Annotated in this window: 25 protein-coding genes; 17 read left to right on the forward strand and 8 right to left on the reverse strand. The window is 32.3% G+C overall.

Annotation, left to right across the window (positions count from 1 at the left end; translation table 11 throughout):
- Positions 1–73: 73 nt before the first annotated feature.
- The 13 genes from D1815_RS09435 (at position 74) to D1815_RS09495 (ending at position 15189) form a co-directional block, all read left to right on the forward strand.
- Positions 74–706, forward strand: a complete 633-nt coding sequence (locus tag D1815_RS09435) for a hypothetical protein (RefSeq protein ID WP_118386736.1) — start codon at positions 74–76, stop codon at positions 704–706.
- Positions 707–917: 211 nt separating this feature from the next.
- Complete coding sequence (gene scpA / locus D1815_RS09440; protein ID WP_118386737.1) at positions 918–3053, forward strand: methylmalonyl-CoA mutase; 2136 nt, start codon at positions 918–920, stop codon at positions 3051–3053.
- A gap of 81 nt (positions 3054–3134) precedes the next feature.
- Entirely contained in the window at positions 3135–4016 is an 882-nt protein-coding gene (locus tag D1815_RS09445) for an SDR family oxidoreductase (protein ID WP_118386738.1), read from the forward strand.
- Positions 4017–4324: 308 nt separating this feature from the next.
- Complete coding sequence (locus D1815_RS09450) at positions 4325–7192, forward strand: pitrilysin family protein (protein WP_233557569.1); 2868 nt, start codon at positions 4325–4327, stop codon at positions 7190–7192.
- 149 nt (positions 7193–7341) lie between these two features.
- A complete protein-coding gene (locus tag D1815_RS09455; RefSeq protein WP_118386740.1) occupies positions 7342–8553 on the forward strand; it encodes a hypothetical protein in 1212 nt (403 codons plus the stop codon).
- A gap of 137 nt (positions 8554–8690) precedes the next feature.
- Positions 8691–9455 (forward strand): ParA family protein, encoded by a 765-nt coding sequence (locus D1815_RS09460; RefSeq protein ID WP_027395653.1) that lies wholly within the window; start codon positions 8691–8693, stop codon positions 9453–9455.
- 6 nt (positions 9456–9461) lie between these two features.
- Positions 9462–10367 (forward strand): ParB/RepB/Spo0J family partition protein, encoded by a 906-nt coding sequence (locus D1815_RS09465; RefSeq protein WP_118386741.1) that lies wholly within the window; start codon positions 9462–9464, stop codon positions 10365–10367.
- Positions 10357–10971, forward strand: coding sequence for a DUF5683 domain-containing protein (locus tag D1815_RS09470; protein WP_118386742.1), 615 nt, complete (start codon positions 10357–10359; stop codon positions 10969–10971). The genes D1815_RS09465 and D1815_RS09470 overlap by 11 nt, the downstream gene beginning before the upstream one ends.
- Positions 10972–11006: 35 nt before the next feature.
- The gene (gene dapB, locus D1815_RS09475) at positions 11007–11705 is read left to right on the forward strand and encodes a 4-hydroxy-tetrahydrodipicolinate reductase (protein ID WP_118386743.1); all 699 of its coding nucleotides are present in this window, start codon (positions 11007–11009) and stop codon (positions 11703–11705) included.
- Positions 11706–11768: 63 nt separating this feature from the next.
- On the forward strand, positions 11769–13337 hold the full coding sequence (gene lepB, locus D1815_RS09480; protein ID WP_118386744.1) for a signal peptidase I: 1569 nt from the start codon (positions 11769–11771) through the stop codon (positions 13335–13337).
- Between the two features lie 67 nt (positions 13338–13404).
- Positions 13405–14034: a WbqC family protein gene (locus D1815_RS09485; RefSeq protein ID WP_118386745.1), complete on the forward strand. Its 630-nt coding sequence runs from the start codon at positions 13405–13407 to the stop codon at positions 14032–14034.
- Positions 14034–14342, forward strand: a complete 309-nt coding sequence (locus D1815_RS09490) for a DUF6122 family protein (RefSeq protein WP_118386746.1) — start codon at positions 14034–14036, stop codon at positions 14340–14342. Before D1815_RS09485 ends, D1815_RS09490 begins: the two co-directional genes overlap by 1 nt.
- Before the next feature lie 76 nt (positions 14343–14418).
- Entirely contained in the window at positions 14419–15189 is a 771-nt protein-coding gene (locus D1815_RS09495) for a M949_RS01915 family surface polysaccharide biosynthesis protein (RefSeq protein WP_118386747.1), read from the forward strand.
- A gap of 1 nt (position 15190) precedes the next feature.
- Here D1815_RS09495 and D1815_RS09500 read toward each other — a convergent pair whose 3' ends face one another.
- From D1815_RS09500 to D1815_RS09530, 7 genes are all read right to left on the reverse strand, one after another.
- A complete protein-coding gene (locus D1815_RS09500) occupies positions 15191–16207 on the reverse strand; it encodes an endonuclease/exonuclease/phosphatase family protein (protein WP_118386748.1) in 1017 nt (338 codons plus the stop codon).
- Between the two features lie 2 nt (positions 16208–16209).
- Positions 16210–17097: a rhomboid family intramembrane serine protease gene (locus D1815_RS09505; protein WP_369899403.1), complete on the reverse strand. Its 888-nt coding sequence runs from the start codon at positions 17095–17097 to the stop codon at positions 16210–16212.
- Positions 17098–17105: 8 nt separating this feature from the next.
- Positions 17106–17864 carry a rhomboid family intramembrane serine protease gene (locus tag D1815_RS09510; RefSeq protein WP_118386749.1) on the reverse strand — a complete coding sequence of 253 codons (759 nt, stop codon included), beginning with the start codon at positions 17862–17864 and terminating at the stop codon, positions 17106–17108.
- Between the two features lie 6 nt (positions 17865–17870).
- Entirely contained in the window at positions 17871–19748 is a 1878-nt protein-coding gene (gene mutL, locus D1815_RS09515) for a DNA mismatch repair endonuclease MutL (RefSeq protein ID WP_118386750.1), read from the reverse strand.
- On the reverse strand, positions 19749–20042 hold the full coding sequence (locus D1815_RS09520; RefSeq protein WP_027395641.1) for a hypothetical protein: 294 nt from the start codon (positions 20040–20042) through the stop codon (positions 19749–19751).
- Positions 20043–20204: 162 nt separating this feature from the next.
- Complete coding sequence (gene ribH, locus D1815_RS09525; RefSeq protein WP_118386751.1) at positions 20205–20702, reverse strand: 6,7-dimethyl-8-ribityllumazine synthase; 498 nt, start codon at positions 20700–20702, stop codon at positions 20205–20207.
- Positions 20703–20790: 88 nt separating this feature from the next.
- Positions 20791–21564: a tetratricopeptide repeat protein gene (locus D1815_RS09530; RefSeq protein ID WP_027395639.1), complete on the reverse strand. Its 774-nt coding sequence runs from the start codon at positions 21562–21564 to the stop codon at positions 20791–20793.
- A 136-nt stretch (positions 21565–21700) separates the two neighbouring features.
- On the opposite strand from D1815_RS09530, the gene D1815_RS09535 reads away from it, so the two are divergent.
- The 4 genes from D1815_RS09535 to D1815_RS23610 all read left to right on the forward strand — a co-directional run bounded on the left by D1815_RS09535 (position 21701) and on the right by D1815_RS23610 (position 23793).
- Entirely contained in the window at positions 21701–22786 is a 1086-nt protein-coding gene (locus D1815_RS09535) for a DNA replication/repair protein RecF (protein WP_118386752.1), read from the forward strand.
- Between the two features lie 20 nt (positions 22787–22806).
- On the forward strand, positions 22807–23220 hold the full coding sequence (locus tag D1815_RS09540) for a lipocalin family protein (RefSeq protein WP_027395637.1): 414 nt from the start codon (positions 22807–22809) through the stop codon (positions 23218–23220).
- Positions 23221–23517 (forward strand): DUF721 domain-containing protein, encoded by a 297-nt coding sequence (locus tag D1815_RS09545; protein WP_027395636.1) that lies wholly within the window; start codon positions 23221–23223, stop codon positions 23515–23517.
- A 120-nt stretch (positions 23518–23637) separates the two neighbouring features.
- A complete protein-coding gene (locus tag D1815_RS23610; protein WP_158594393.1) occupies positions 23638–23793 on the forward strand; it encodes a hypothetical protein in 156 nt (51 codons plus the stop codon).
- 78 nt (positions 23794–23871) lie between these two features.
- Here D1815_RS23610 and D1815_RS09550 read toward each other — a convergent pair whose 3' ends face one another.
- Positions 23872–24264, reverse strand: a complete 393-nt coding sequence (locus D1815_RS09550; RefSeq protein ID WP_027395635.1) for an acyl-CoA thioesterase — start codon at positions 24262–24264, stop codon at positions 23872–23874.
- Positions 24265–24368: the final 104 nt, after the last annotated feature.

Below are 24368 nucleotides of genomic sequence, written 5' to 3' on the forward strand. Positions count from 1 at the left end.
GATAATTTATTGTTAACTTTCGTTGAAATTAACATTTAACTAACAAATAATTAACAAAACTAAATCTTAATCGATGCCCCAAATGATTAGATCTAGAATCGCTTTAGTAGCATTTTTACTTATTACGGTATTTGGCCACTCTCAAAGTGGTGTCAATTGTCTAAGTGTAGATAGCAGTGGACTTTATTCCAAAGCCTTTAATTCTTTCGAAAAAGACTTATTTGCGCACTACAAATTCGGAAATGATTCTATAAAAACGTATCGAACTTTTCTAGCAGAAGTTGCAAGTCTATCGCTGGATTTAAGAAAATTACCATCTAACAATTCTATCCAATTAGCGAGAACCTTTAAAAAAAAATCTAGTGATCCTAACTCTATTTGGGTAAAACTAAGTGATTACGAAAATCAAGAGGCAACGAAAAAAGCATCTCCCTACACAAACCCTTCCAAAAAAGGAGAAGAAGAAATATTGATATTTAATTACAGAGGTGGATTAATTCAATGTCTTAAAAATAATAGTGATAGTGATGATTTTCAAAATATAATCAGCACACTTGAACAAGATGGAAACGTTAGTACTTCTTTAATAGCGCAAAGAATTTATTACATCCCTGATAAAAAAATTAAAGCTGCCGAAATAAAGAAATTTATAGCTTTTGATATATATTATTCAATTCTAATGGTTATTGAAAAAGCTTTTGGTTAGACATTATTGCAATATTCTTTCATAAACAGTTAACATATTTTATATTTTCTAAAATAGATCATTAATAAAACCGTAATTTTACATTTTTAGCAATGATTTTCTTCAATGAAAATAAGATATAATCCTCTAATTTGTACCTTATAGATACTAGTTACTTGTAATTCACAAATACAAGTAACTTAGAATTGGATTGAAAAAATGAAATTTTAAAATGACCAGAAAAAATATTCAACATATTACACTGCAAAAAGAAACCAGTACAACTAAAGTTACTTCGGAAAACAAAACCTTTATTACTTCCGAAGGAATTGAAATAAAAGAGGAATATACGGGTGAAGAAATAAAAGATCTTGAGCATCTTAATTTTGCCGCAGGAATCCCTCCTTATTTAAGAGGTCCGTATTCTACAATGTATGTAAGAAGACCTTGGACTATAAGACAATATGCCGGTTTTTCTACAGCAGAAGAAAGTAATGCTTTTTACCGTAGAAATTTAGCAGCGGGTCAAAAAGGATTATCAGTTGCTTTTGACCTTGCTACTCACCGAGGATATGATAGCGATCATGAAAGAGTATTTGGAGACGTAGGAATGGCAGGAGTAGCTATCGATACTGTTGAGGATATGAAAGTCCTCTTCGATCAGATACCACTAGATAAAATGTCTGTTTCTATGACTATGAATGGAGCAGTGTTACCTATAATGGCTTTTTACATTGTTGCTGCAGAAGAGCAAGGAGTAGATCAAAAATTACTTTCTGGTACTATCCAAAATGATATTCTTAAAGAATTCATGGTTCGTAACACTTATATTTATCCTCCTACTCCATCTATGCGAATCATTAGCGATATTTTTAAATATTGTTCTAAAAACATGCCTAAGTTTAATCCAATAAGTATTTCTGGCTATCATATGCAAGAAGCAGGTGCTACCTGTGATATAGAATTAGCTTATACGCTAGCCGATGGATTAGAATATATCAGAAAAGGTATCGAAGCAGGACTGGATGTAGATTCTTTCGCTCCTCGCCTATCATTCTTTTGGGCTATTGGAATGAATCACTTTATGGAGATTGCTAAAATGCGTGCTGCTCGTATGCTTTGGGCTAAATTAATTAAACAATTTAACCCTAAAAACCCGAAATCTCTGATGCTAAGAACGCATTGTCAAACTAGTGGATGGAGCCTAACAGCCCAGGATCCTTTTAACAATGTAGCCAGAACTTGTATCGAAGCGAGCGCGGCGGCTTTTGGAGGAACGCAAAGTTTACATACAAATGCATTGGATGAAGCAATTGCTCTACCAACAGATTTCTCTGCTAGAATAGCTCGAAATACACAAATATACCTTCAAGAAGAAACACAAATAAATAGAACGGTTGATCCTTGGGCAGGAAGTTATTATGTAGAATCATTAACCAATGATATTGCAGAAAAAGCTTGGAAATTACTCGAAGAGGTAGAAGAATTAGGAGGAATGACTAAAGCCATTGAGGCTGGAATTCCTAAAATGCGGATAGAAGAAGCTGCAGCCAGAAAACAAGCTAGAATAGATAGTGAACAAGATGTTATCATTGGTGTAAATAAATTTCAACTAGAAGAGGAAGAACATATTGCTACTCTAAAAGTAGATAATGACGCTGTTAGAAATCAACAAATTGAAGGTTTAACAAATGTCAAAAAATCAAGAGATGATAATGCTGTAAGAGAAGCACTTGATAATTTATCAGAAGCAGCCAAAGATGATAAACAAAATTTATTAGCTTTAGCGGTAAATGCTGCTCGATTAAGAGCTACCTTAGGAGAAATTAGTGATGCCCTTGAGAAAGAATTTGGAAGATATAAAGCAGAAATTAAATCATTTACTGGAGTGTATGCTAAAGAAATAAAGAATGATGAGTCTTTTAATAAGGCTCGAGAACTTGCAAATCAATTCGCTGATTTAGAAGGCCGAAGACCAAGAATAATGATTGCAAAAATGGGGCAAGATGGCCATGATCGAGGTGCAAAAGTAGTAGCTACTAGTTATGCCGATGTAGGTTTTGATGTAGATATAGGCCCGTTATTTCAAACCCCAATAGAAGCCGCTAAACAAGCTGTAGAAAATGATGTACACATCGTTGGGGTCTCGTCGTTAGCAGGTGGACACAAAACACTTGTGCCCCAGATTATTGCAGAGTTAAAAAAACACGGAAGAGAAGATATTATGGTAATTGTTGGAGGAGTTATTCCTCCAGATGACTATGACTTTCTATTCCAAGAAGGTGCAGTTGCTATATTTGGTCCTGGTACCAAAATTAGTGATGCTGCAATTACAATACTTGATATTTTAATTTCGACGTTTGAATAAATTTAAAATACTATGCGTGCATAGTATTTTAAATATAAATTGTAACTTTCACAAAAATAAAGACATTATAATACATAACATATGAGCTATACTGATAAAATGCTTCGAGAAGGAGCGCTTGAAGGAAAAAACATTGTAGTTACCGGAGGAGGTAGCGGACTTGGAAAGTCTATGACCAAGTATTTTATGGAGCTTGGAGCAAAAGTAGCAATAACTTCACGTAATCTTGAAAAATTACAAGGTACGGCTAAAGAGTTAGAATCAGAAACTGGAGGTACTTGCCTCCCACTTCAATGCGATGTAAGACATTATGATCAAGTAGAAGCTATGAAAGATCAGGTTTTAGAGGCATTCGGAACCGTAGATATACTATTAAATAATGCCGCTGGAAACTTTATTTCTCCTACAGAACGTTTATCCGCTAATGCCTTTGATACTATCATTGACATTGTATTAAAAGGAACAAAAAATTGTACACTAGCATTTGGTAAACATTGGATAGATACAAAATATCAAAACACTAATGTTCTAAATATAGTAACTACATATGCTTGGACCGGTTCTGCTTATGTAGTGCCAAGTGCAACTGCAAAAGCTGGTGTGCTGGCTATGACTAGATCTCTTGCTGTAGAATGGGCTAAATACGGGATGCGTTTTAATGCCATTGCTCCTGGACCTTTTCCTACTAAAGGAGCTTGGGACAGACTTTTACCGGGTGATATGAAAGAAAAGTTTGATCTTGCTAAAAAAGTACCTCTTAAGCGTGTCGGTGATCATCAAGAACTAGCTAATCTGGCAGCATATCTTGTATCCGATTTTTCTGCATATGTCAATGGAGAGGTAATCACGTTAGATGGTGGAGAGTGGTTAAAAGGAGCTGGGCAATTTAATTTACTTGATCAAGTTCCGGAACAAATGTGGGACATGCTAGAAGCTGCTATTAGAGCTAAAAAGAATAAATAAAGAGTCTTATTTAAAATATTATTCCAACTGAATATCAGATTTTCTGGTATTCAGTTTTTTTATTTTAAAAAATAGAGTAACAAATCTACTCTTTCATACACATACATATAGCATATTTAATTTTGAAGTCTTTTCAGGTTTATAAGGAATTATATATTTTAAAAAGATTACGCTTACAGAACTTCTATACAACAGAAAACTCATCAAAATCAAATATTCAACTAAAAAAATAGTTCAATAATAAAAAGTTTAACTACTTTTAAAAAATAATCAAGGAACAAATTCACACTAACCATAATATGTCATCGATGATTAAAAAAACAATTTTTAATACATTTATTGGAGCTTTTTTATGTAGTATCCCATTTTCCGGAATAGCTCAATCTAGCGATACTAAAGAGTTAAACGCAGCATCTAATGTAAAAAATGAAGATAAAATACCCGTAGATCCTAATGTAAAGATTGGGAAATTAAAAAATGGTCTCACCTATTATATACGTAATAATGGAAAACCTGAAGACAAGGTCGAATTAAGATTAGTTGTAAACGCAGGTTCTATTTTAGAGGACGAAAACCAATTAGGTTTGGCTCATTTTATGGAACATATGAACTTTAATGGAACTAAGAACTTTAAAAAGAATGATCTTGTAGATTACCTACAAACCATTGGAGTTAAATTTGGAGCGGACCTTAACGCATATACTAGTTTTGATCAAACAGTTTATATTCTCCCTATTCCAAGTGATGATCCAGAAAAGCTAGAAAAAGGATTTCAAATCATTGAAGATTGGGCGCATAACGCAGAATTAACCGAAGAAGCTATCGATGGAGAAAGAGGTGTCGTACTAGAAGAATACCGTTTAGGTAAAGGTGCTAATGAGCGTATGCTACAAGAGTATTTACCTATTATAGCATATAACTCTAGATATTCGGAACGTTTACTTATAGGGACTAAAAAAATATTAGAAAACTTCAAATATGAAGATGTAAGGAGTTTTTACAAAGACTGGTATCGTCCTGATTTAATGTCCGTAGTAGCAGTAGGTGATCTTGATGTAGCTACCTTGGAACAAAAAATTAAAGATCACTTTAGTGACTTACAAATGCCGTTAAACCCTAAGAAAAGAGAAACTTACGACACCCCTAATCATAAAGAAACGCTTATTGCTGTTGTATCGGATAAAGAAGCCTCAAACTCTGTTGTTAGACTTATGTATAAAGACAGAGAGGTTTCAGAACCAATGACTACAGTAGGAGATTACAGGAAGGCCATTGTAGAAAGAGTATTTACCCAAATGATGAATAGCCGTTTAAACGAATTACGTAATAAACCTAATCCACCATTTGTATTCGCAGGAAGTAGTCATAGTGGAACTTTTGCCCGTAATAGGGAAGCATATCAATCCTTTGCCTTAACCTCAGAAACAGGTCAGTTAATCGCTTTAAAAACAATACTTCAAGAAAACAAAAGAGTTCAAAAACATGGATTTAAAGCTAGTGAATTAGAGCGTGCAAAGAAGCAAATTTCTGCTAATTGGGAAAAGCAATTTAAAGATAAAGACAAAAGAGAATCTGCTCGTATTATCGGTGAGTATATTAACAACTATCTAGAACAAGAACCAATTCCAGGGATCGAATGGGAATATCAATACACAATGTCACAACTACCAACCATTACTCTTGAAGAGGTTAATGGACTGATTAAAGATTTTTTACACGATGACAATCGAGCTGTAGTTATGACTGGACCAGAAAAAGATGGTTTAAAACAAGTAACAAAAGAAGAAATCCTTGCATTACTAAAAGAAATAGAAACAGCAGATATTGAGGATTACAAAGATGAGAAAGTTCGTGAAAATTTAATTGAAAAAATGCCAAGTCCTGGTACAGTGGTATCATCTAAAAAAGACGAAAAACTTGATGTTACTATTTTAGAATTAAGTAACGGAGCCAAAATCACATATAAGAAAACTGATTTTAAAAATGATGAAATCTTATTTTCTGCGTATAGCTATGGAGGAAGCTCTTTATTTTCATTAGAAGATTACAAGCAAGTAAGTTTTGGATTGGGGAGTATTGCTCAAACCGGACTCGGAGGATTATCTCTTAACGACATGAATAAAGTAATGGCTGGGAAAATTGCTAGAGTTCGTCCGTATATAAATAATTTATCCGAAGGATTTAATGGGTCTGCTACTCCCAAAGATTTAGAAGTGCTATTTCAACAAATACACCTTTACTTTACGAGTCTTAATAAAGATGAAAAAGCGTTTAGGTCAGATCAAGAAAAAACAAAAGGTTTTTTAGCAAACTATCTATCCAATCCACAAAGTTATTTTAGAGAAGAGTTTAACAAATTTCAATTTGAAAAAAATCCAAGGTATACTGGTTTTCCTACGCCGGAGAAATTAGATGCTGTTAATTATGATTTAGCCTATGAGAAATATAAAGAAAGATTTGCCGGAGCTGGAGGTTTTAATTTCTATTTTGTGGGTAACATTGACGAATCTAAACTAAAACAATACGCAGAAACATATATTGCTAGCTTGCCAGATACTGGTAAAGATGAGACCTATAAAGTTTCTGATTTCAGACCATTATCCGGTGCTCATGAAAAAACAGTGTATAGAGGTAAAGATCCAAAAAGTTCTGTAAACATTATTTGGAGAGGAGAAACAACCTATAATAAATCAGAAAAATTAGCAATCGAAGCTTTAGGAGAAATTCTAAGTATCAAGCTTATTGAAAAACTTAGAGAAGAAGAAGGTGGTGTATATGGTGTTGGAGCTAGAGGTAATATGTACAAGATAGGACCATCTGGCGGTTATAGTGGATATCGTTTTTCAATCTCGTTCCCTTGTGGACCAGAAAATGTAAAAAAACTGACTGATGCTGCTATTGCAGAAGTAAAAACAATTATAACCGAAGGGCCAACTGATAAGGATTTGGCTAAAATAAAAGAATCCAGATTATTAGATTATAAAGAACAAAGTAAGCAAAATTCATTCTGGTTAGGTAATCTTCAAAATGCAGATTATAATCAGATCAAATTAGAAATCGGAGATACATATGCAGAAACTATTCAAAAATTATCTAAACAAGATATTCAAAAAATAGCTCAAAAATATGTAGATACTGGCTATATTTTAGGTGTATTAATGCCAGAAAAAGAATAAATAAAACATAATATTCACTCCGAAGGCCGTCTGTTTCAGTAGACGGCCTTTTTTATTTATGAACCTAAATAAAATTAAAAAAATATCCCATTCTATACAGTTACATTTATTCATTTAATGACACTATAATGTATAAATAAATAGCAAAAATGAAGAATACAATTATTTTACTAATCGCATTATTAATAAGTACAATAACTTCTGCTCAAAATAAATTTGAACCAGGAACTATCCATTTAAAAGACGGATCAAAACAAAAGGGATTGATTCAATTTTTTAATAAAAAAAATTACAAATCAATTCTATTTAAAAAACTAGAAGAGAGTGAGGTAAAAACGTTTACAACTAATCAAATTGATTATTATGCTTTTGATAATGTTGATAAAAAAGTAATTACCGAGTTAATCAACCTCTCTCCTGTTTTTCTTGAAGTAATTATTGAAGGAAAAGCAAGTCTCCTTTTATACAATGATAAAAATGGTGACAAAAGATATTTTCTGAAATCCAAAAAATCAGGTTTGAAAGAACTGGATATTATTACAAAAAACAAAGGGGACTTGAGTAAAGGACAATTCAAGTTAAAACGATATGTTGGAATTTTAAATCTTGAATTTAATGATTGTGAAAACTTAAAAATCCGAGCAAATAATATTAAACTAACACTAACCAGTTTATCTAAAGCCTTTTTAGAATATAACAATTGTTCAGGAAGTACCTCTTTTAGTTCCGAACGATTAAAAAGAGAAGATATACATGACCTTGTAATACTAGCAGGTTTATATTCTACAAAAATTAAAGAAAAAGGAGACGGAATAAGAGGAATGGGGTTTGAAAACTCTTTAACGCCATCAATAGAAATCCATTATATATATACTCCTACTCTATTCAACTCTAAAACTTCACTTTCGATTGGAGCTTCCTATAATGAGATAAACTCAGAAACAGACTACTTTAGAAACGTCCCTGTTTTAATAGGAGATTATGTCACAACCAAAGTAAATCCTAAAACTTTAAATCTTAGGTTTGGTATTTATTATAACTTTAGTCAATCAAAGAAAAAATTAAATAGCAACTTAGGGATATTTTATATAAATAGTCGGTTACTTAATTCAGATAAAACATATCTAAGGATTGATACTGATGGAAATGAAGAATATTTTTATGAAGATTTTAATGTTCCAATATTAAAGTCTTCTTCGGGATTTGCGATAGAGCTAGGTTTTAATTACAATGTTTATAAAAATAATGACATAATAGCTAAGGTAGGGTATGAAAGAATAGGAGATTTTTTAGATTTTGTAGGAGCTACATATGCAAGTAATACATTCACTCTAAAATTAGGTTATAGTTTTAATTTATAACTTTTATATAATAATAACATCTTCTCAGAGACCGTCAACACTGATGGTCTCTTTTTTATTAAGCACTGTTAATATTTTTCATTTTTATAATGTATAATTAATTGTATTTTTATCGCTTAAAATCCAAATCTCCCCCTATGGGTAAAATAATAGCGATTGCCAATCAAAAGGGTGGTGTTGGTAAAACAACCACCTCTGTAAATTTAGCTGCTTCTCTAGGAGTATTAGAGAAAAAAGTATTATTAATAGATGCTGATCCACAAGCCAACGCGACTTCTGGATTAGGATTAGATGTAGAAAGTGTCGAAAAAGGAACGTATCAGATTCTAGAACACACCATCAATCCTAAAGAAGCAATATTAGAAACTACTTCTCCTAATGTAGATATTATACCAGCACATATCGATCTTGTTGCTATCGAAATCGAATTAGTAGATAAAGACGAACGCGAGTATATGCTAAAAAAAGCAATCGATGATCTTAGATCAGCGTATGATTACATACTGATTGATTGCGCACCTTCATTAGGTTTATTAACGTTAAATGCATTAACCGCATCTGATTCTGTTATTATACCTATCCAATGTGAATATTTTGCTTTAGAAGGGTTGGGGAAATTACTTAACACTATCAAAAGTGTTCAGAAAATCCATAATCAACAATTGGATATAGAAGGATTATTACTTACCATGTATGATTCTAGATTACGATTATCGAATCAAGTGGTAGAAGAAGTGCAAAAACATTTTAATGAAATGGTTTTTAAAACAATCATTCAGAGAAATATACGTTTAAGTGAAGCTCCTAGTTATGGTGAGAGCATAATTAATTATGATGCTTCTAGTAAAGGTGCCAGCAATTACTTAAGTTTGGCACACGAGATTATAAAGAAAAATAGTTAAGGATTCATGGCGAAGGCAACCAAAAAACAAGCATTAGGTAGAGGTTTATCAGCTTTGCTGAAAGACCCGGAAAATGATATAAAATCAGCTGATGATAAAAATGCTGATAAGGTAGTTGGTAATATTATAGAATTAGATCTTAATAGTATTGAGGTTAATCCTTTTCAACCAAGGACCAGTTTTAATGACGAAACACTTCAAGAGCTTGCTACTTCAATAAAAGAAATAGGTGTGATACAACCTATAACTGTTCGTAAGTTAGATTTTGATAAATATCAATTAGTTAGTGGAGAAAGACGTTTTCGTGCATCTAAATTAGTTGGCTTAAAAACGATTCCTGCATACATCCGTATTGCCGATGATCAAGAATCGTTAACTATGGCTTTGGTAGAAAATATCCAACGTCAAGATTTAGATCCAATAGAGATTTCTCTATCATACCAGCGATTGATCGATGAGATTAAGTTAACTCAAGAACAATTAAGTGATCGTGTAGGTAAAAAAAGATCTACTATTGCGAATTATCTAAGACTATTAAAATTAGACCCTATTGTACAAACAGGTATTAGAGATGGTTTTATCTCTATGGGGCATGGAAGAGCATTGATTAATATCGACGATCAACAACAACAACTCGATATTTATGAAAAAATTATAGGAGATTCTTTATCTGTCCGTAACACTGAAAAATTAGTTAGGTCTTTAAACAATAAAGAAGAAAAAATCGATACTGAAAAAACGGAAAATAAGGCTCCTCAATATATTTTGAAAGGAATTAAAGATTTCTCAGAATATTTTGGAGCTAAGATTGATGTTAAAGTTTCCAGTAATGGACGAGGGAAATTAATAATCCCGTTTTCTTCTGAAGAAGATTTTAAACGCCTAAAGAAACTTATTGATAGTGAAAACTAAGTCATTTTATATTATTTTATTTTTATGCTTTTTTGTTCATAATGCTTTTTCTCAAGAAGAAAATGAGAATAAAGAGAATGATGAATTAAAAGTAGTTACAGAAAAAGTAGCAGTTAAAAAGAAAAAGAAGAAAAGAAATAAAAAAATTAGACCCTATGAGCCTTTGGCGCCAGCTCGTGCTGCTTTTTACTCTGCTATACTTCCCGGTTTAGGTCAAGCATATACAGGGAAATACTGGAAAATACCAATTGTTTATGGAGCGTTAGGTGCAGGAGTATACTTTTATTTGGACAACAACAGGATTTACAACGAACTAAGAGATGCTTACAAAGGTAGATTAGCTGGGATAGATCCAAATGATTTAGATTTTCCTGATTTTAGTGATGAACAATTAATTGATTTACAAAGACGTTTTAGAAGAGATCAAGAGTTATCTTTATTGATTACTGCTGGCTTGTATGTTCTTAACATTATAGATGCTAATGTTACTGCTCATTTACAACAATTTAATGTCTCAAAAGACCTTTCTTTTAAACCCAAAATAAAATTCAACGAATTTGATGCCAGACCTAGTTATGTTATGTCATTAAATTATAGTTTTTAGATTTTATAACCAATAACCAACAACCACCAAAAAATATGAATATTGCTCTTTTAGGATATGGCAGAATGGGTAAAACCATAGAAAAAATTGCAACAGAGAGAGGTCATTCCATTGTTCTTATTGTTGATAAGGATGATAAGGATTATGATGTATCTGTAGCTGATGTAGCTATTGATTTCAGCATCCCGTCTGCAGCGGTAAACAATATCACGAACTGCTTCAATGCTGGAGTACCGATTATATCTGGCACTACAGGTTGGTTAGATCATTATGATCATATCATATCTTTATGTAAGGAGAAAAAAGGAGGTTTTATTTATGCTTCAAACTATAGCTTAGGTGTTAACTTGTTCTTTGAACTAAATAAAAAATTAGCAAAAATGATGCATCCTATTGAAGGATATGACATCAAAATGGAAGAAATTCATCATACGAAAAAATTAGATGCTCCAAGTGGAACCGCTATTACTTTAGCCGAAGGAGTTATCGAAAATAGTAGTAAAGATGGATGGCTTTTAGATCAAGGAAATGAGACAACAATACCTATTGTTGCAAAAAGAATTGAAAATGTTCCTGGAACTCATACCGTTACCTATACTTCTGCTGTAGATGATATAGAAATCAAGCATACTGCACATAACCGACAAGGTTTTGCGTTGGGAGCTGTTGTGGCTGCAGAATGGTTATCTGGTAAAACAGGTGTTTATGGAATGAAAGACGTTTTAGGCTTATAACTAAAAAACAAAAAGTGTAACACTTTTGATGTTACTTACACTTATATTAAAAACATATACAGAATGACACTATCAGAATGGTTTATTTTTTTCCTGGCAGTACAAGTAATACATTTCTTGGGAACTTGGAAACTATACGTTAAAGCAGGAAGGAAAGCTTGGGAAGCAGCAGTACCTGTATACAATGCAGTTGTTTTAATGAAAATAATTAACCGTCCATGGTGGTGGGTTATATTACTGTTTATTCCGGTAATCAATGTGATTATGCTTCCGGTTGTATGGGTAGAAACCATTAGAAGTTTTGGGAAAAATACAACAACTGATACCATACTAGTAATTGTAACATTAGGTTTCTACATCTATTATGTAAACTATATGTTAGATGTAAAGCACATAGAGGATAGGGATCTAAAACCCAAAACAAGCACTGGAGAATGGATCAGCTCTATTCTTTTTGCAGTAGTCGCTGCAACATTGGTTCACACATATTTTATGCAACCATATACTATACCAACAGGATCTTTAGAAAGAACACTTTTGGTTGGTGATTTCTTATTTGTAAGTAAATTTCATTATGGGGCGAGAACACCAATGACATCAGTTTCTTTTCCTATGGTTCACGATACCATTCCTTTAGTAAAGACTAAATCATACAATAGTGACATCCAATATCCATATTTTAGACTACCAGGTTTTCAAAAAATAAAACGTAATGATATTGTAGTATTTAGCTGGCCTGTGGATACGGTTCGATTTTTTAGAGACCCTTCTGGAATCAACGTTTACAAACCAATTGATAAAAAATCAAATTATGTAAAACGATGCGTAGGTATTCCTGGTGACTCTTTATCTGTAGTTGATGGATATGTATATATTAACGGAAAACAAACCGAGTTACCTGATAGAGCGCAATTACAATTTTCTTATACAGGAAGCACTAAGGGAAAAGGGTTTAATATGCAGAACCTATACAATCGATATAAAATTAAACCAAACGAATTTGGTTACAACAATGAATTCTTCCAATCAGGAGGTCTAACAAATGAAGCTGCTAATAAATTCAAAAATCATCCTAATGTAGCTAGTATTCAAAGAAGCATCACTCCAAAAGGAGTAAAAGGTTCTGGTATTTTTCCTAACAACGGAAAGGTTAACTGGAATATTGATAATTTCGGTGCAATTTATATTCCTGAAGCTGGTAAAACAGTAAAAATGGATCTAAAGAGTTTTTCTTTGTACAGAAGAATCATAGAAGTTTATGAAGGTTCAGAAATGGGAATAGATAATAAATTATCCGTAAATGGAACTCAAATCCTACTAAATGGAAACCCTATCGATAGTTACACCTTTAAGCAAGATTATTACTGGATGATGGGAGATAATCGACATAATAGTGAAGACAGTCGTGCTTGGGGATATGTGCCAGCGAATCATATTGTAGGTAAGCCTGTTTTTATCTGGATGAGCTGGGACACTAATGCTAAAGGTTTATTTAATAAAATACGATGGGAACGCCTGTTTACAACCGTTGGAGGTAATGGTAAACCTGTATCTTATTTCTATTATTTCTTAATTGCATTAGCAGGGTGGATAGTTTTCAGTAAATACCGCAAGAAAAAGAAAGCTGCGTAATACTATATATTTGTCCGTATATCCATCAAGCTTATTATCGTAATAAAACAAGTAATACAATTTTAGATTGAAAAACGTCCTACTCCACCCTATGTATTTTGGGTCTATTTCTCAGTATGCAGTAATAGCGCAATCTGATTCGATTATTTTTGAAAATGAGGACAACTATCAAAAACAAACGTATCGCAGCAGAAACTATATTTATGGCGCAAATGGAAAGCTATTATTAACCATCCCAATAAAACATACTGGAGATAAACGAAACAATAAGCAATTATATAAGGATGTTAAAATAGAAAACGAATTTAAGTGGCAGTTACTCCATTGGAAATCTATCGAATCTGCATATCGAACTTCTCCGTTTTTTGAATATTATGAAGATGAGATGATACATCTTTTTGAAAAAAGAAAAAATTTCTTATTAGACTTTAATTATGAATGCATGGAGGTTATTCAGGATTGCCTGCAACTAGATATTTCGTATACGAAAACATTAACTTATCAAAAAGAAGTCGAAACTGTAATTGATCTTAGAACATTGGTAAATGCCAAAAAAGAGAAACAATACGAGCTATCGTCTTATATCCAGGTGTTTTCGGATAAGTACGGTTTCATTCCTAACCTTTCTATTTTAGATCTCTTATTTAATGAGGGAACGAACGCACTTACTTACTTAGAAGAACAACAAATTTTTTAATGTTTCGCACATTAGTACATTACGGATTTCATTTTCTTATACCTCTGGGTATTGCTTTGATACTATTCCCTAAACAATGGAAAAAAGTATATCTTATTTTTTTAGGAGCAATGTTAATTGATTTAGATCATTTAATAGCAAATCCTATTTTCGATCCAAACAGGTGTAGTATTGGGTTTCACTTCTTACATAGCTTACCAGCAATTATTTTGTACCTTCTAATACTAATTCCTAAAAAAACAAGAATTATTGGAATGGCATTGCTTTGGCACATTCTTACTGACTCTATTGATTGTTTAATGATATAGATCTTCTATTTAGAAAATATTTTTTAAATTTAGTACATAAATAAGCCCCCTAACGTTATTTATAAACCATATATCTATGAATAAACTTCTACTTTCTATCGTTATTCTTACATTTTTTTCTTGTGGTAAACAAACCAAAGATCCCAAAGAAGATTCTAATGCGCAAACAAAAAAAATTAACGCATTACCAATAGAAAAACACGCTACAATACCTGTAGACACTGCATTAGCTAGAAAACTTACCAAAAAAGAAATGAACGCCGTTTTCTCTAACAGAAGACAGATTCAATTAGGCCTTTCCTATCCATTATATCAAGCATATAATTATAAAGATGATTCTGGTGAATATTACCTACTACTTACGGATCATAAAAAAATAATAAACGAAGAAAAAGATACTTTATATGACAATATATATGGAGTAAACTTACGAGTGGAAAAAAATCAATTCAAAAAAAGATCAACTATCAAAGGCGAAATAGATAAAGATTGGGAGGCATCAGTTGGTTTCTGGAATCAATATTCGCGACTATCAGATTTTGATGGAGATGGTGTAATAGATCCTATAATCGTTTACGGCACAATTACTCCGAGTAAATACGAAGATGGCAGGGTAAGAATCATTGCTTATAATAAAAAAAGCAGAGTGACTATCAAACACCAGAATAGCGAAATTCCTGATGGGAGAACTACCAAAATAAATAAAAAGTTCTATAATTTCCCGCCACAAATACAAGAAGCTGTTAAAACAATAATGAAATCAATGACTAAAAATGGGCATGCTGTTTTTGCAGACGATTGGGAAAAAAAGATGGCCAATAACGCTATAAGATTAGAAAATCAATAGATCAAAGCTTGATTTTGGAAGATATAGGATAATGATCCGAAAGCTCTACATCGTAACTCTTAAAACCTATTACTTCAGCATCATCAGGAACTAAAATAAAGTCAATTCTAGCTGGAAATAACTCAAAATTAAAGGTTTTCCCAAAGCCTTTACCTGCTTCTTTAAAAGTATCTTGCAAATCTTCTGACTTTATTTTATCATATATATAAGAATATGCAGTATTATTAAAATCACCCATTACAATATTTTTATATGGTGATGACTTCATATGATCAATTAGTTGCTCTGCTTGACTTTGTTGTTTTTTAAAAGAAGTCTGGATACGTTTTAATAACTTTTGAGAATCCGCTTTTGCCAGATCATCTGTTTTAGTGCTAATGCCGTGTGACTGCAAATGCACATTATAGACTCTTACTGTATCCATATCAGTAACAATATCAGCAAAAATGACATTATTAGCGGTTTTTTCAAAACTTAATGACCCCTTGTTTATAAAAGGGAATTTAGAAAATATAACTAATGCTAGTTCTTTACTGCGATGATGAAAATAATCATATTTATAATCATATTGTGTAAAATCTATATCAGGGTTATTATAAAATTCCTGCGCACAGAAAATGTCAGGATTTTCGGTTTTTACTAATTCCGAAATCTCTTTTGGTATTTCGTCTGAATCAATCCATTTAAATCGATTAAATGCGTGTACATTATAACTAAGTAAGGAAAGTGTTTTATCTGTATTATCTGACGATTTCCCACTTAACTTATATAAGGATGTTATATGAGATATACCCAATACTAGTACAATTAACGATAATAACATCTTACGCTTAAGAAGGACTGCCCAATACAATAAAAATAATGCATTAACAACAATCAATATAGGAACAGCAAGACTTAAGACAGATAATAAAGGAAATGTTTGAGGAGAGACATAGGGTAATAAATAAGATATCAATAAGGCAAAAGCTACCAATGAATTGATAAAGAACACTATCTTATTTATCAGCTTTCTCATACCTAATCTTTGCCCGCCTTAAACAAAAAGTCTTTTTCCTGCTTGGTTAGGCTATCATAACCACTTTTACTTATTTTATCCAAGATAGCGTCTATTTCTGCTTGATTGGGGTTCTTAATTTTGGGTGCACCAGGCTTTTTAGAAACAGCATTTTTAGATTTCTTAGCTTTATGAACTGTTTTTAAAGGACTCTTCTTTTTAGGTTTAAACATACTTACCGTAGCATCCATAAACTTCTCAAAACCACTTCCAATATCATTTCCTTTTTTAAGTTGCACAGCGTACAAATAACCAAATAAGGCTCCTCCCAAATGTGCTATATGTCCACCTGCATTCCCAGAAGGTATTTGAATAACATCTAATATCACAAAAAAAGTTGCAATCCACCAGAACTTAACACTCCCAATAAACATTAACCTAACCGACATATGCGGTATATAAGCCGCGGTAGCTATTAGAATAGCCATTACAGAAGCAGAAGCTCCAAGTAATACGGAACTACCTACTTTAGAGAATGCTGGAAATAAATTATATGACAACATATAAAATATTGCTCCCATAATTGCTCCTAAAAAATAAACAGTTAACACCCGTTTTCCGGTAAGATAAGAAACAAAATATTTCCCAGAAAAGTATAAGATAATCATGTTAGAAGCAATATGCCAAAACCCACTATGTAGAAAAGCATACGTAACGACTGACCAAGGTTTCGTTAAAAACTCTCCTAGCTCTTTCGGAAAAGTGAACCAATCCGTTATAAATCCGCTGGAAGAATCAAATAAGTATGCAAATGTATTTATAAAATAAAATGCTATAAATACCACCACATTAACCGTAATTAGTTTTTCTATGATCGAAAAACTCTTGAACTTCAATTTTAAATCGTCCATCTGTGACATTAATTCCAACGATTTTGATTAAACGAATTCTTTTTCCAGTACCACATGGTAATAAACCCTATAACTGCTCCACCGATATGCGCCCAATGAGCAACATTCGTTGCCCCATAAATACTTTGACCAGTTATTCCTCCAAACAAGTCTAAAGCAAAGTATCCCGCAACCATATACTTAGCCTTTATCGGCACTGGAATAAACATTAGATATAATGGTAAATTAGGGTATAACACAGCAAAAGCAACTATAACTCCTGAAATAGCTCCTGAAGCACCCACCATAGGAGTTAAGTATGAACCAATCATTTGTTCAGTTACTTCTTGAGGAATATTTGGATATACCGTATACTTCCCTGTTGCCAATGTGTTATTCAAAAATTCTTTTATCTCTAAAACAGTAAATCCTGCCTCCTGATACGCTTGATATCCTGGTAAAAACTGGAAATAAGTAAACAAAATTTGCAAACCTGCTGCGCCTAGCCCAGAAGAAAAATATAAAAACAAAAACTTTTTCTGTCCAACCGAATTTTCTAAATGACTTCCAAACATATATAACATAAACATATTAAAAAGAATATGCGTAAATGTTGACTGGCTATGCATAAACATATGCGTAACAATCTGCCATATTTGAAAATTATCATTTTTCGGGAACCACAATGCAAATAATCTAAAAGCTGTATCTCCGAGAGTTAATGCACCTATAAAAAAGATTACATTAATTATTAATAAAGTTTTTACTGTATCTGTAATTCTCCCCATGTACTTTTAAAATTTTTTATCTATATCATCTACTGTTAACGTGATGAATGTTGGCTTATTATCTGGTGTTACTGTTGGTTCTGTGCAAGCAAAAAGACTATTTACTATATGCTGCAATTGCTCTTTTCCTAAATTAACACCAGTTCTTACTGCAATACTTCCTGAAATAGATCTTGCTAAAAGATCAGTTAAAGAGAATCCACTATCTGGAACTTCTTGTTCGATATCACTAATTAATTTTTCTAACAGTACCGAAACTTCACTTTCTGTTGTAACTGTAGGTATACCTGATATCGAAACCTCTCCATCCGTAATTTCTCCAAAAACAAACCCTGTATTTTCTAACTGCTCCTGAACCTCCTTTAATAATTGTATTTCTTGTTTAGAAAAAGACAATTTTAATGGAAACAGCAATTGCTGACTAACAGCACTCGCCATAGTAATATTACGTAGTACCTCTTCATAAAGTACTCGCTGATGTGCTCTATTTTGGTGTATTATTACCATTCCACTTTTAATTGTAGTAATAATATACTTCTTTCTCAACTGGTATGTAGTATTATGCTCTAATTCTGTCTGCTGATCTCCATCAAATAACGAACCTGTTACTTCGGAACTCTCAAATTGAATGGAAGAAAACTCACTCTCTGTCTGTTTAGAGTGTATTTCGGTTGTATCCAAACCAGCATATAAATTTTCCCAACTACCTGCTGATTCTTTTTTAAAATTATTATAGTTCTTTGTAGATGAAAAAGATGAATCTTCTTTTTTATCCTCCTTAAAAGGGTTAAAACTTCTGTCTACCTCTATAGTGGGTGTTTGGGCCATTTTACTTTTATACTCATATGGAGTATCCATGGAAGAATCTCTATTAAAATCTAAAACAGGAGCTACATTAAATTGCCCTAAACTATGTTTAATTGTAGAACGTAACATTGCATATAATGCGTGCTCATCATCAAACTTAATTTCAGTTTTTGTCGGATGAATATTAATATCTATAGAGGTTGGATCTACTGTGAGATAAATAAAATAACTTGGATGTGTTTTTTCTTTTAACAATCCTTCAAAAGCTGAATTTACTCCATGGTTAAGATATGCACTTTTAATAAATCTATTATTTACAAAAAAGAATTGTTCACCTCTAGTTCTTTTTGCATATTCAGGTTTACAGACAAACCCGGTAATACTTACTAAATCAGTTTCCTCATCAATCGGAACCAATTTCTCATTCGTTTTTCCTCCAAAAATATGTACTATTCGCTGGCGATGATTTGCTACTGGTAGACTAAAAACCTCACTTCCATTATGATACATATCAAACTTAATATCTGGATGTACCATAGCTACTCGATGAAATTCATCAATTATATGTCGAAGTTCTACAGTATTTGATTTTAAAAAATTTCGTCTTGCCGGAATATTATAAAACAAGTTCTTAACACATATAGAAGTTCCTTTCGGAGTAACACAAACTTCCTGAGAAGTCACTTCACTCCCTTCTATCTTTATTTCAGTTCCAACCTCATCATTTTCCTGCTTAGTCTTTAACTCGACATGAGCAATAGCTGCAATTGAAGCAAGTGCCTCTCCCCTAAATCCTTTTGTATTTAATTGGAAAAGGTCTTCTGCTGATTTTATTTTAGAAGTGGCATGACGCTCAAAACTAAGTCGCGCATCTGTAACACTCATCCCTACTCCATCATCAATTACTTGAATAAGTGTTTTTCCAGCCTCTTTAATTATTAATTTGATATGCTCAGCCTTAGCATCAATTGCATTTTCTAATAGTTCTTTTACTACAGAAGCAGGTCTCTGCACTACCTCTCCGGCAGCTATTTGATTGGCTACGTGATCCGGTAATAGTTGTATGATATCTGACATTTATTGTCGGGCAGTAAATATGGATAAATCAAAATCAATTAAATATAAAAAAATGAAGATTAACACAAATGCGACATAAATGACTCTTTTATTTATTTCTCGATTGCCTCTATTTCTACTAGCTTTTCGATCCTCACTCCATTGAGAGCCAAAGTCAATTGCATTTCTAGTATCGCGATATTTAGTAATTCTATTTTCGAAATCATAGATATTACCATCACTCTTTCCCTTATAATATCGGGGAGTGTAGTTATACCTGCGATTAGTTTTTCTTTTAGGGATACTTAATTTCACGTGATGCTCCTTTCTTTTTATATTATTCAAATATACTTAAAATGCATAGTAATCTAAAGCTTTTAGCATTACAATAACATTGAAAATATGAACAGCAAGTATGATGCCGTTTTAGAATTAAGAAAAGAATATAATGATATAAGCTAGTATACTCAAGATCAATTAAAACTTTGCATCTTTGCGCAACTGAGCCATTTTTATAGCAGCGATAGCTGCTTCTGTTCCTTTATTACCGTGTTTACCTCCAGATCTATCAATAGATTGTTGGATATTATTATCTGTAAGTACACAAAATATAACAGGAATATCATTTTGGATATTTAGGTCTTTAATTCCTTGAGTAACTCCATCGCATACAAAATCAAAATGCTTAGTTTCTCCCTGAATTACACTCCCGATTGCAATTACTGCATCTAACATATCATACGATTCTTGCATTTTCTTGCACCCATAGATAAGTTCAAAACTACCAGGAACATTCCATCGCACAATATTATCCTTGATAGCTCCACAATCTATTAACGCGTCAAATGCGCCTTGAAAAAGTCCTTCGGTAATGGTATCATTCCATTCCGAAACAACAATCCCAAACCGAAAATTTTTCGAATTTGGGATTGTTGTTTTATCGTATTGAGATAAATTTTTATTTTCTGTAGCCATTTTATTTAATGGTTTATTGTTGAAAAGTTGATAGTGCTTACTGTAACTTAATACTACCGCAAAAACTATAACCGAACAACTATGAATACTACTTAAGCATTCCTTGAGCTCTTCCTAAATGTACATCCGCTTGGTTAGCCTCAACACTTTTAGAAAACTCTTCTTTAATTCTTTCTAAATAAGTAACTGCTAATTCCGGTTTCCCTAATGATATTGCAGTTACAGCAGATTTTAATAAAAACTTAGGAGTCGTAAATTCGTTGCTCTTAGCTTTTGCGGCTCTTTCATAATACGATAAAGCTTCTCCCGTCTGATCTAATTGAGCAAAAGCATCACCTATTCCTCCTAGTGCTAGCGGTCCTAACATTTCGTCATCACTCTTAAATTTATCAAGATGATCAATAGCTTCTTGATATTTTTTCATATTTAAATAAGAGAATCCTGCATAATAATTAGCAAGATTAGCTGCCTTAGTACCACCATAATTTTCAATGATCTCTAAGAATCCGTATTTCCCTTCTCCTCCGTTAAGAGCTAATGTATATAAAGAATCACTAACAGTGGTGTTTCCATTTACTGCATTATCAAAATATTGTTGCGCTTTGAACATTTCATTAGAAGCTTCTAATTCTTTAGGCTCCTGAACATATTTCTGATATCCAAGATATCCTAATACTACAGCGGCAATAGCACCAACAATGATAAATATATACTTTTGATTAGCAGCAACCCATTCTTCAGTTCGGGAAGCACCTTCATCCAAAGTATTAAATACCTCAGCAGTTGTAGAATTGTCTTCTAATTGCTCTACCTCTTCTGCTTTATTTTTTGGTTTGTATCCTCGTTTCTTATAAGTTGCCATAAATTATATTTAATGAACGGCAAAAATAAAATTTTTATTCATAATTAAAAGCGAAAATATTTGTTATTTTTCAATATTTTGCACTTCTTATTTGAGAATTTCTAAAAAGTCGCTACTTGCTGACGATCAGTAATTTATGATTCTAAAATCACTTTCTTTAATCAATTACAAAAATTTTGAATCGGAGAATTTCGATTTTGATGTTAAGATTAATTGCCTTGTTGGACACAATGGAGTAGGAAAAACTAATATTCTGGATGCTATCTATCATTTATCTTTTGGAAAAAGTTATTTTAATCCTATTACCGGTCAAAATATTAAACATGGTACTGATTTTTTCGTGGTAGAAGGACGCTATGAAAAATCTGATCGTGAAGAAAAAGTAATTGTAAGTGCTAAACGCGGACAGAAGAAAGTAATTAAACGAAATGGTAAGGCGTATGATACTTTTAGTGAACATATAGGTTTTCTTCCTCTAGTGATTATTTCTCCAGCCGATAGAGATCTTATAACCGATGGAAGTGATACTCGTCGTAAGTTTATAGATGGTGTGATTTCTCAGAGTGATACAGCATATCTATCCACATTATTAAAATATTCTAAAGTAGTTTCTCAACGAAATTCACTTTTGAAGTATTTTGCTGCTAATAACACCTTTGACACTACTACTTTAGAAATATACAATCAACAATTAAATGAACTTGGTAATTCCATATTTCAAAAAAGAACTGCTTTTCTTGAAACATTCATCCCAATATTCATAGAACGTTATGAGGCTATTAGCTCAGGTAAAGAATCCGTATCATTACGTTATCAAAGTAAATTATCTGAAAATAATCTATTAACATTATTGGAACAAAACCTCTCAAAAGATAGAATGTTACAATATACAAGTGTTGGTGTTCATAAAGATGACCTATCTTTTGAAATTGAAGGATATCCTATAAAAAAATTTGGAAGTCAGGGGCAGCAAAAATCATTTTTAATTGCTTTAAAACTGGCACAATTTGATTTTATTAAAAAACAAAGTAAGGTAAATCCTTTATTACTATTAGATGATATTTTTGATAAGTTAGATGAAAAACGTGTAGAACATATTATACAACTAGTAGATGATCAAAACTTTGGACAACTTTTTATTAGTGATACGCACGCTGATCGAACGGAAAGTGTTGTAAAAAAGATATCACAATCCTATAAGATTATTAAACTAGATTCCTAATTAAATAAAAAACGATCTTTATGCTAAAAAATGGTCTATTCATATTCATCCTTATAATAACTTCTTGTTCCAAACCTAATCCCGAAACGTTTATAAAACATATCTCAGGTTATTGGGAAATAGAAAAGGTAATTACATATGACGGCATCGAAAAACAATATAATTTTAATCAAAGTATTGATTATTTCGAAGTGAAAGATAAAAAAGGGATTCGTAAAAAAGTACAACCTCAATTAGATGGTAATTTTATAACTACGAAAGACAGAGAATTTTTTACATTGGAGATAGAGAATGATAGTCTAAGGATATATTACACGACTCCATTATCAAAATGGAAAGAAACACTTGTCTCTGCAAAAGAAAACCAATTAATTATAAAGAATGAAGCTGGAAATCTATACTTTTACAAACCATATAAAAAGCTTGAATTATAAATGGCAAAAAGGCAAAATGATCACCTAAGTATTAGTGATGTGCTCAAAGAATTCGTAAATGAAAACAAACTCCAGAAAGGGCTGGATAAAGTAGAAGTGCGTGATGTTTGGGAACAAATCATGGGACCTGCCATAAACAAATACACAAGAAATATCAAACTTGATCGTGAAACCTTATATATAGAACTTACCTCTTCTGTTCTTAGAGAAGAATTAAGCTACGGTAAAGAAAAGATTATTACCAATCTAAATGAAGCTTTAGGACGCTCACTCATTAAAAAGATTGTTCTTAGATAGCGAACACTACTTTCGTGCAAATCTTTTGTTAAAATACTACTTTTTCCCTCCTTTTACCTAGTAACATATTCTTCTTTAATGTTATTAATACTTAGTATAAATCATTCAAATCATTTCATTATGTTAAAAGACATGCTAAATTTAGAAGGAATTACATTCTTAAAAAAAGATCAGAAAAAAGCGATTAGTGGAGGTATTAATTATGAAAACTGCGATAAACCAGAAACTTGGTTTTATGATATGTCTTCTGAATGTGATGCTTATTATGGTGGTTAATTAAACAACTAAAAAACAGAAGTTATCTAAGAAAGGTAACTTCTGTTTAGTCAAATTACATCCTAATACTAAAAAGTATTAGTTTTGAGCTAGCCTATCTCTTACAAATTCTATTTTGGTCTTACCGTGCGGTGTAGGTTTACCACTCTCGTTAAGATTAACCATCGTAATCTTTTCAACTTTAATGATTGTTTTACGAGTTAACTTATTCCTAACCTCGCAAGTCAATACTAAGGATGAACTTCCAAATTTAACAACATCCATTCCTATCTCTACAATATCACCTTGTACAGCTGAGCTTACAAAATTAATTTCGGACATAAACTTGGTAACAACTTTCTTACTTTCTAACTGAATAACTGCATATAGTGCTGCTTCTTCGTCAATCCATTCCAACAATCTCCCTCCAAATAATGTCTCGTTAGGATTTAAATCTCCCGGTTTTACAATCTTCCTAGTGTGGTATCTCATATTCCTTTACTTTATTACAAAATTACTAAAACACCAGGTGTTTTCTATAAATTTAGCACTTACGCGGAAAGAATTATCTAATCCAAAAAATCATCAAAGGATTA

Source organism: Aquimarina sp. AD1, from assembly GCF_003443695.1.
GTDB lineage: Bacteria > Bacteroidota > Bacteroidia > Flavobacteriales > Flavobacteriaceae > Aquimarina > Aquimarina latercula.

What these genes read in the sequence shown, in the direction of transcription:
- D1815_RS09435 (WP_118386736.1), top strand. Translation starts at nt 74, where the DNA reads ATGCCCCAAATGATTAGATCTAGAATCGCTTTAGTAGCATTTTTACTT.
- scpA (WP_118386737.1), top strand. Translation starts at nt 918, where the DNA reads ATGACCAGAAAAAATATTCAACATATTACACTGCAAAAAGAAACCAGT.
- D1815_RS09445 (WP_118386738.1), top strand. Translation starts at nt 3,135, where the DNA reads ATGAGCTATACTGATAAAATGCTTCGAGAAGGAGCGCTTGAAGGAAAA.
- D1815_RS09450 (WP_233557569.1), top strand. Translation starts at nt 4,325, where the DNA reads ATGATTAAAAAAACAATTTTTAATACATTTATTGGAGCTTTTTTATGT.
- D1815_RS09455 (WP_118386740.1), top strand. Translation starts at nt 7,342, where the DNA reads ATGAAGAATACAATTATTTTACTAATCGCATTATTAATAAGTACAATA.
- D1815_RS09460 (WP_027395653.1), top strand. Translation starts at nt 8,691, where the DNA reads ATGGGTAAAATAATAGCGATTGCCAATCAAAAGGGTGGTGTTGGTAAA.
- D1815_RS09465 (WP_118386741.1), top strand. Translation starts at nt 9,462, where the DNA reads ATGGCGAAGGCAACCAAAAAACAAGCATTAGGTAGAGGTTTATCAGCT.
- dapB (WP_118386743.1), top strand. Translation starts at nt 11,007, where the DNA reads ATGAATATTGCTCTTTTAGGATATGGCAGAATGGGTAAAACCATAGAA.
- lepB (WP_118386744.1), top strand. Translation starts at nt 11,769, where the DNA reads ATGACACTATCAGAATGGTTTATTTTTTTCCTGGCAGTACAAGTAATA.
- D1815_RS09490 (WP_118386746.1), top strand. Translation starts at nt 14,034, where the DNA reads ATGTTTCGCACATTAGTACATTACGGATTTCATTTTCTTATACCTCTG.
- D1815_RS09495 (WP_118386747.1), top strand. Translation starts at nt 14,419, where the DNA reads ATGAATAAACTTCTACTTTCTATCGTTATTCTTACATTTTTTTCTTGT.
- D1815_RS09500 (WP_118386748.1), bottom strand. Translation starts at nt 16,207, where the DNA reads ATGAGAAAGCTGATAAATAAGATAGTGTTCTTTATCAATTCATTGGTA.
- D1815_RS09505 (WP_369899403.1), bottom strand. Translation starts at nt 17,097, where the DNA reads ATGGACGATTTAAAATTGAAGTTCAAGAGTTTTTCGATCATAGAAAAA.
- D1815_RS09510 (WP_118386749.1), bottom strand. Translation starts at nt 17,864, where the DNA reads ATGGGGAGAATTACAGATACAGTAAAAACTTTATTAATAATTAATGTA.
- mutL (WP_118386750.1), bottom strand. Translation starts at nt 19,748, where the DNA reads ATGTCAGATATCATACAACTATTACCGGATCACGTAGCCAATCAAATA.
- ribH (WP_118386751.1), bottom strand. Translation starts at nt 20,702, where the DNA reads ATGGCTACAGAAAATAAAAATTTATCTCAATACGATAAAACAACAATC.
- D1815_RS09530 (WP_027395639.1), bottom strand. Translation starts at nt 21,564, where the DNA reads ATGGCAACTTATAAGAAACGAGGATACAAACCAAAAAATAAAGCAGAA.
- D1815_RS09535 (WP_118386752.1), top strand. Translation starts at nt 21,701, where the DNA reads ATGATTCTAAAATCACTTTCTTTAATCAATTACAAAAATTTTGAATCG.
- D1815_RS09540 (WP_027395637.1), top strand. Translation starts at nt 22,807, where the DNA reads ATGCTAAAAAATGGTCTATTCATATTCATCCTTATAATAACTTCTTGT.
- D1815_RS09545 (WP_027395636.1), top strand. Translation starts at nt 23,221, where the DNA reads ATGGCAAAAAGGCAAAATGATCACCTAAGTATTAGTGATGTGCTCAAA.
- D1815_RS23610 (WP_158594393.1), top strand. Translation starts at nt 23,638, where the DNA reads ATGTTAAAAGACATGCTAAATTTAGAAGGAATTACATTCTTAAAAAAA.
- D1815_RS09550 (WP_027395635.1), bottom strand. Translation starts at nt 24,264, where the DNA reads ATGAGATACCACACTAGGAAGATTGTAAAACCGGGAGATTTAAATCCT.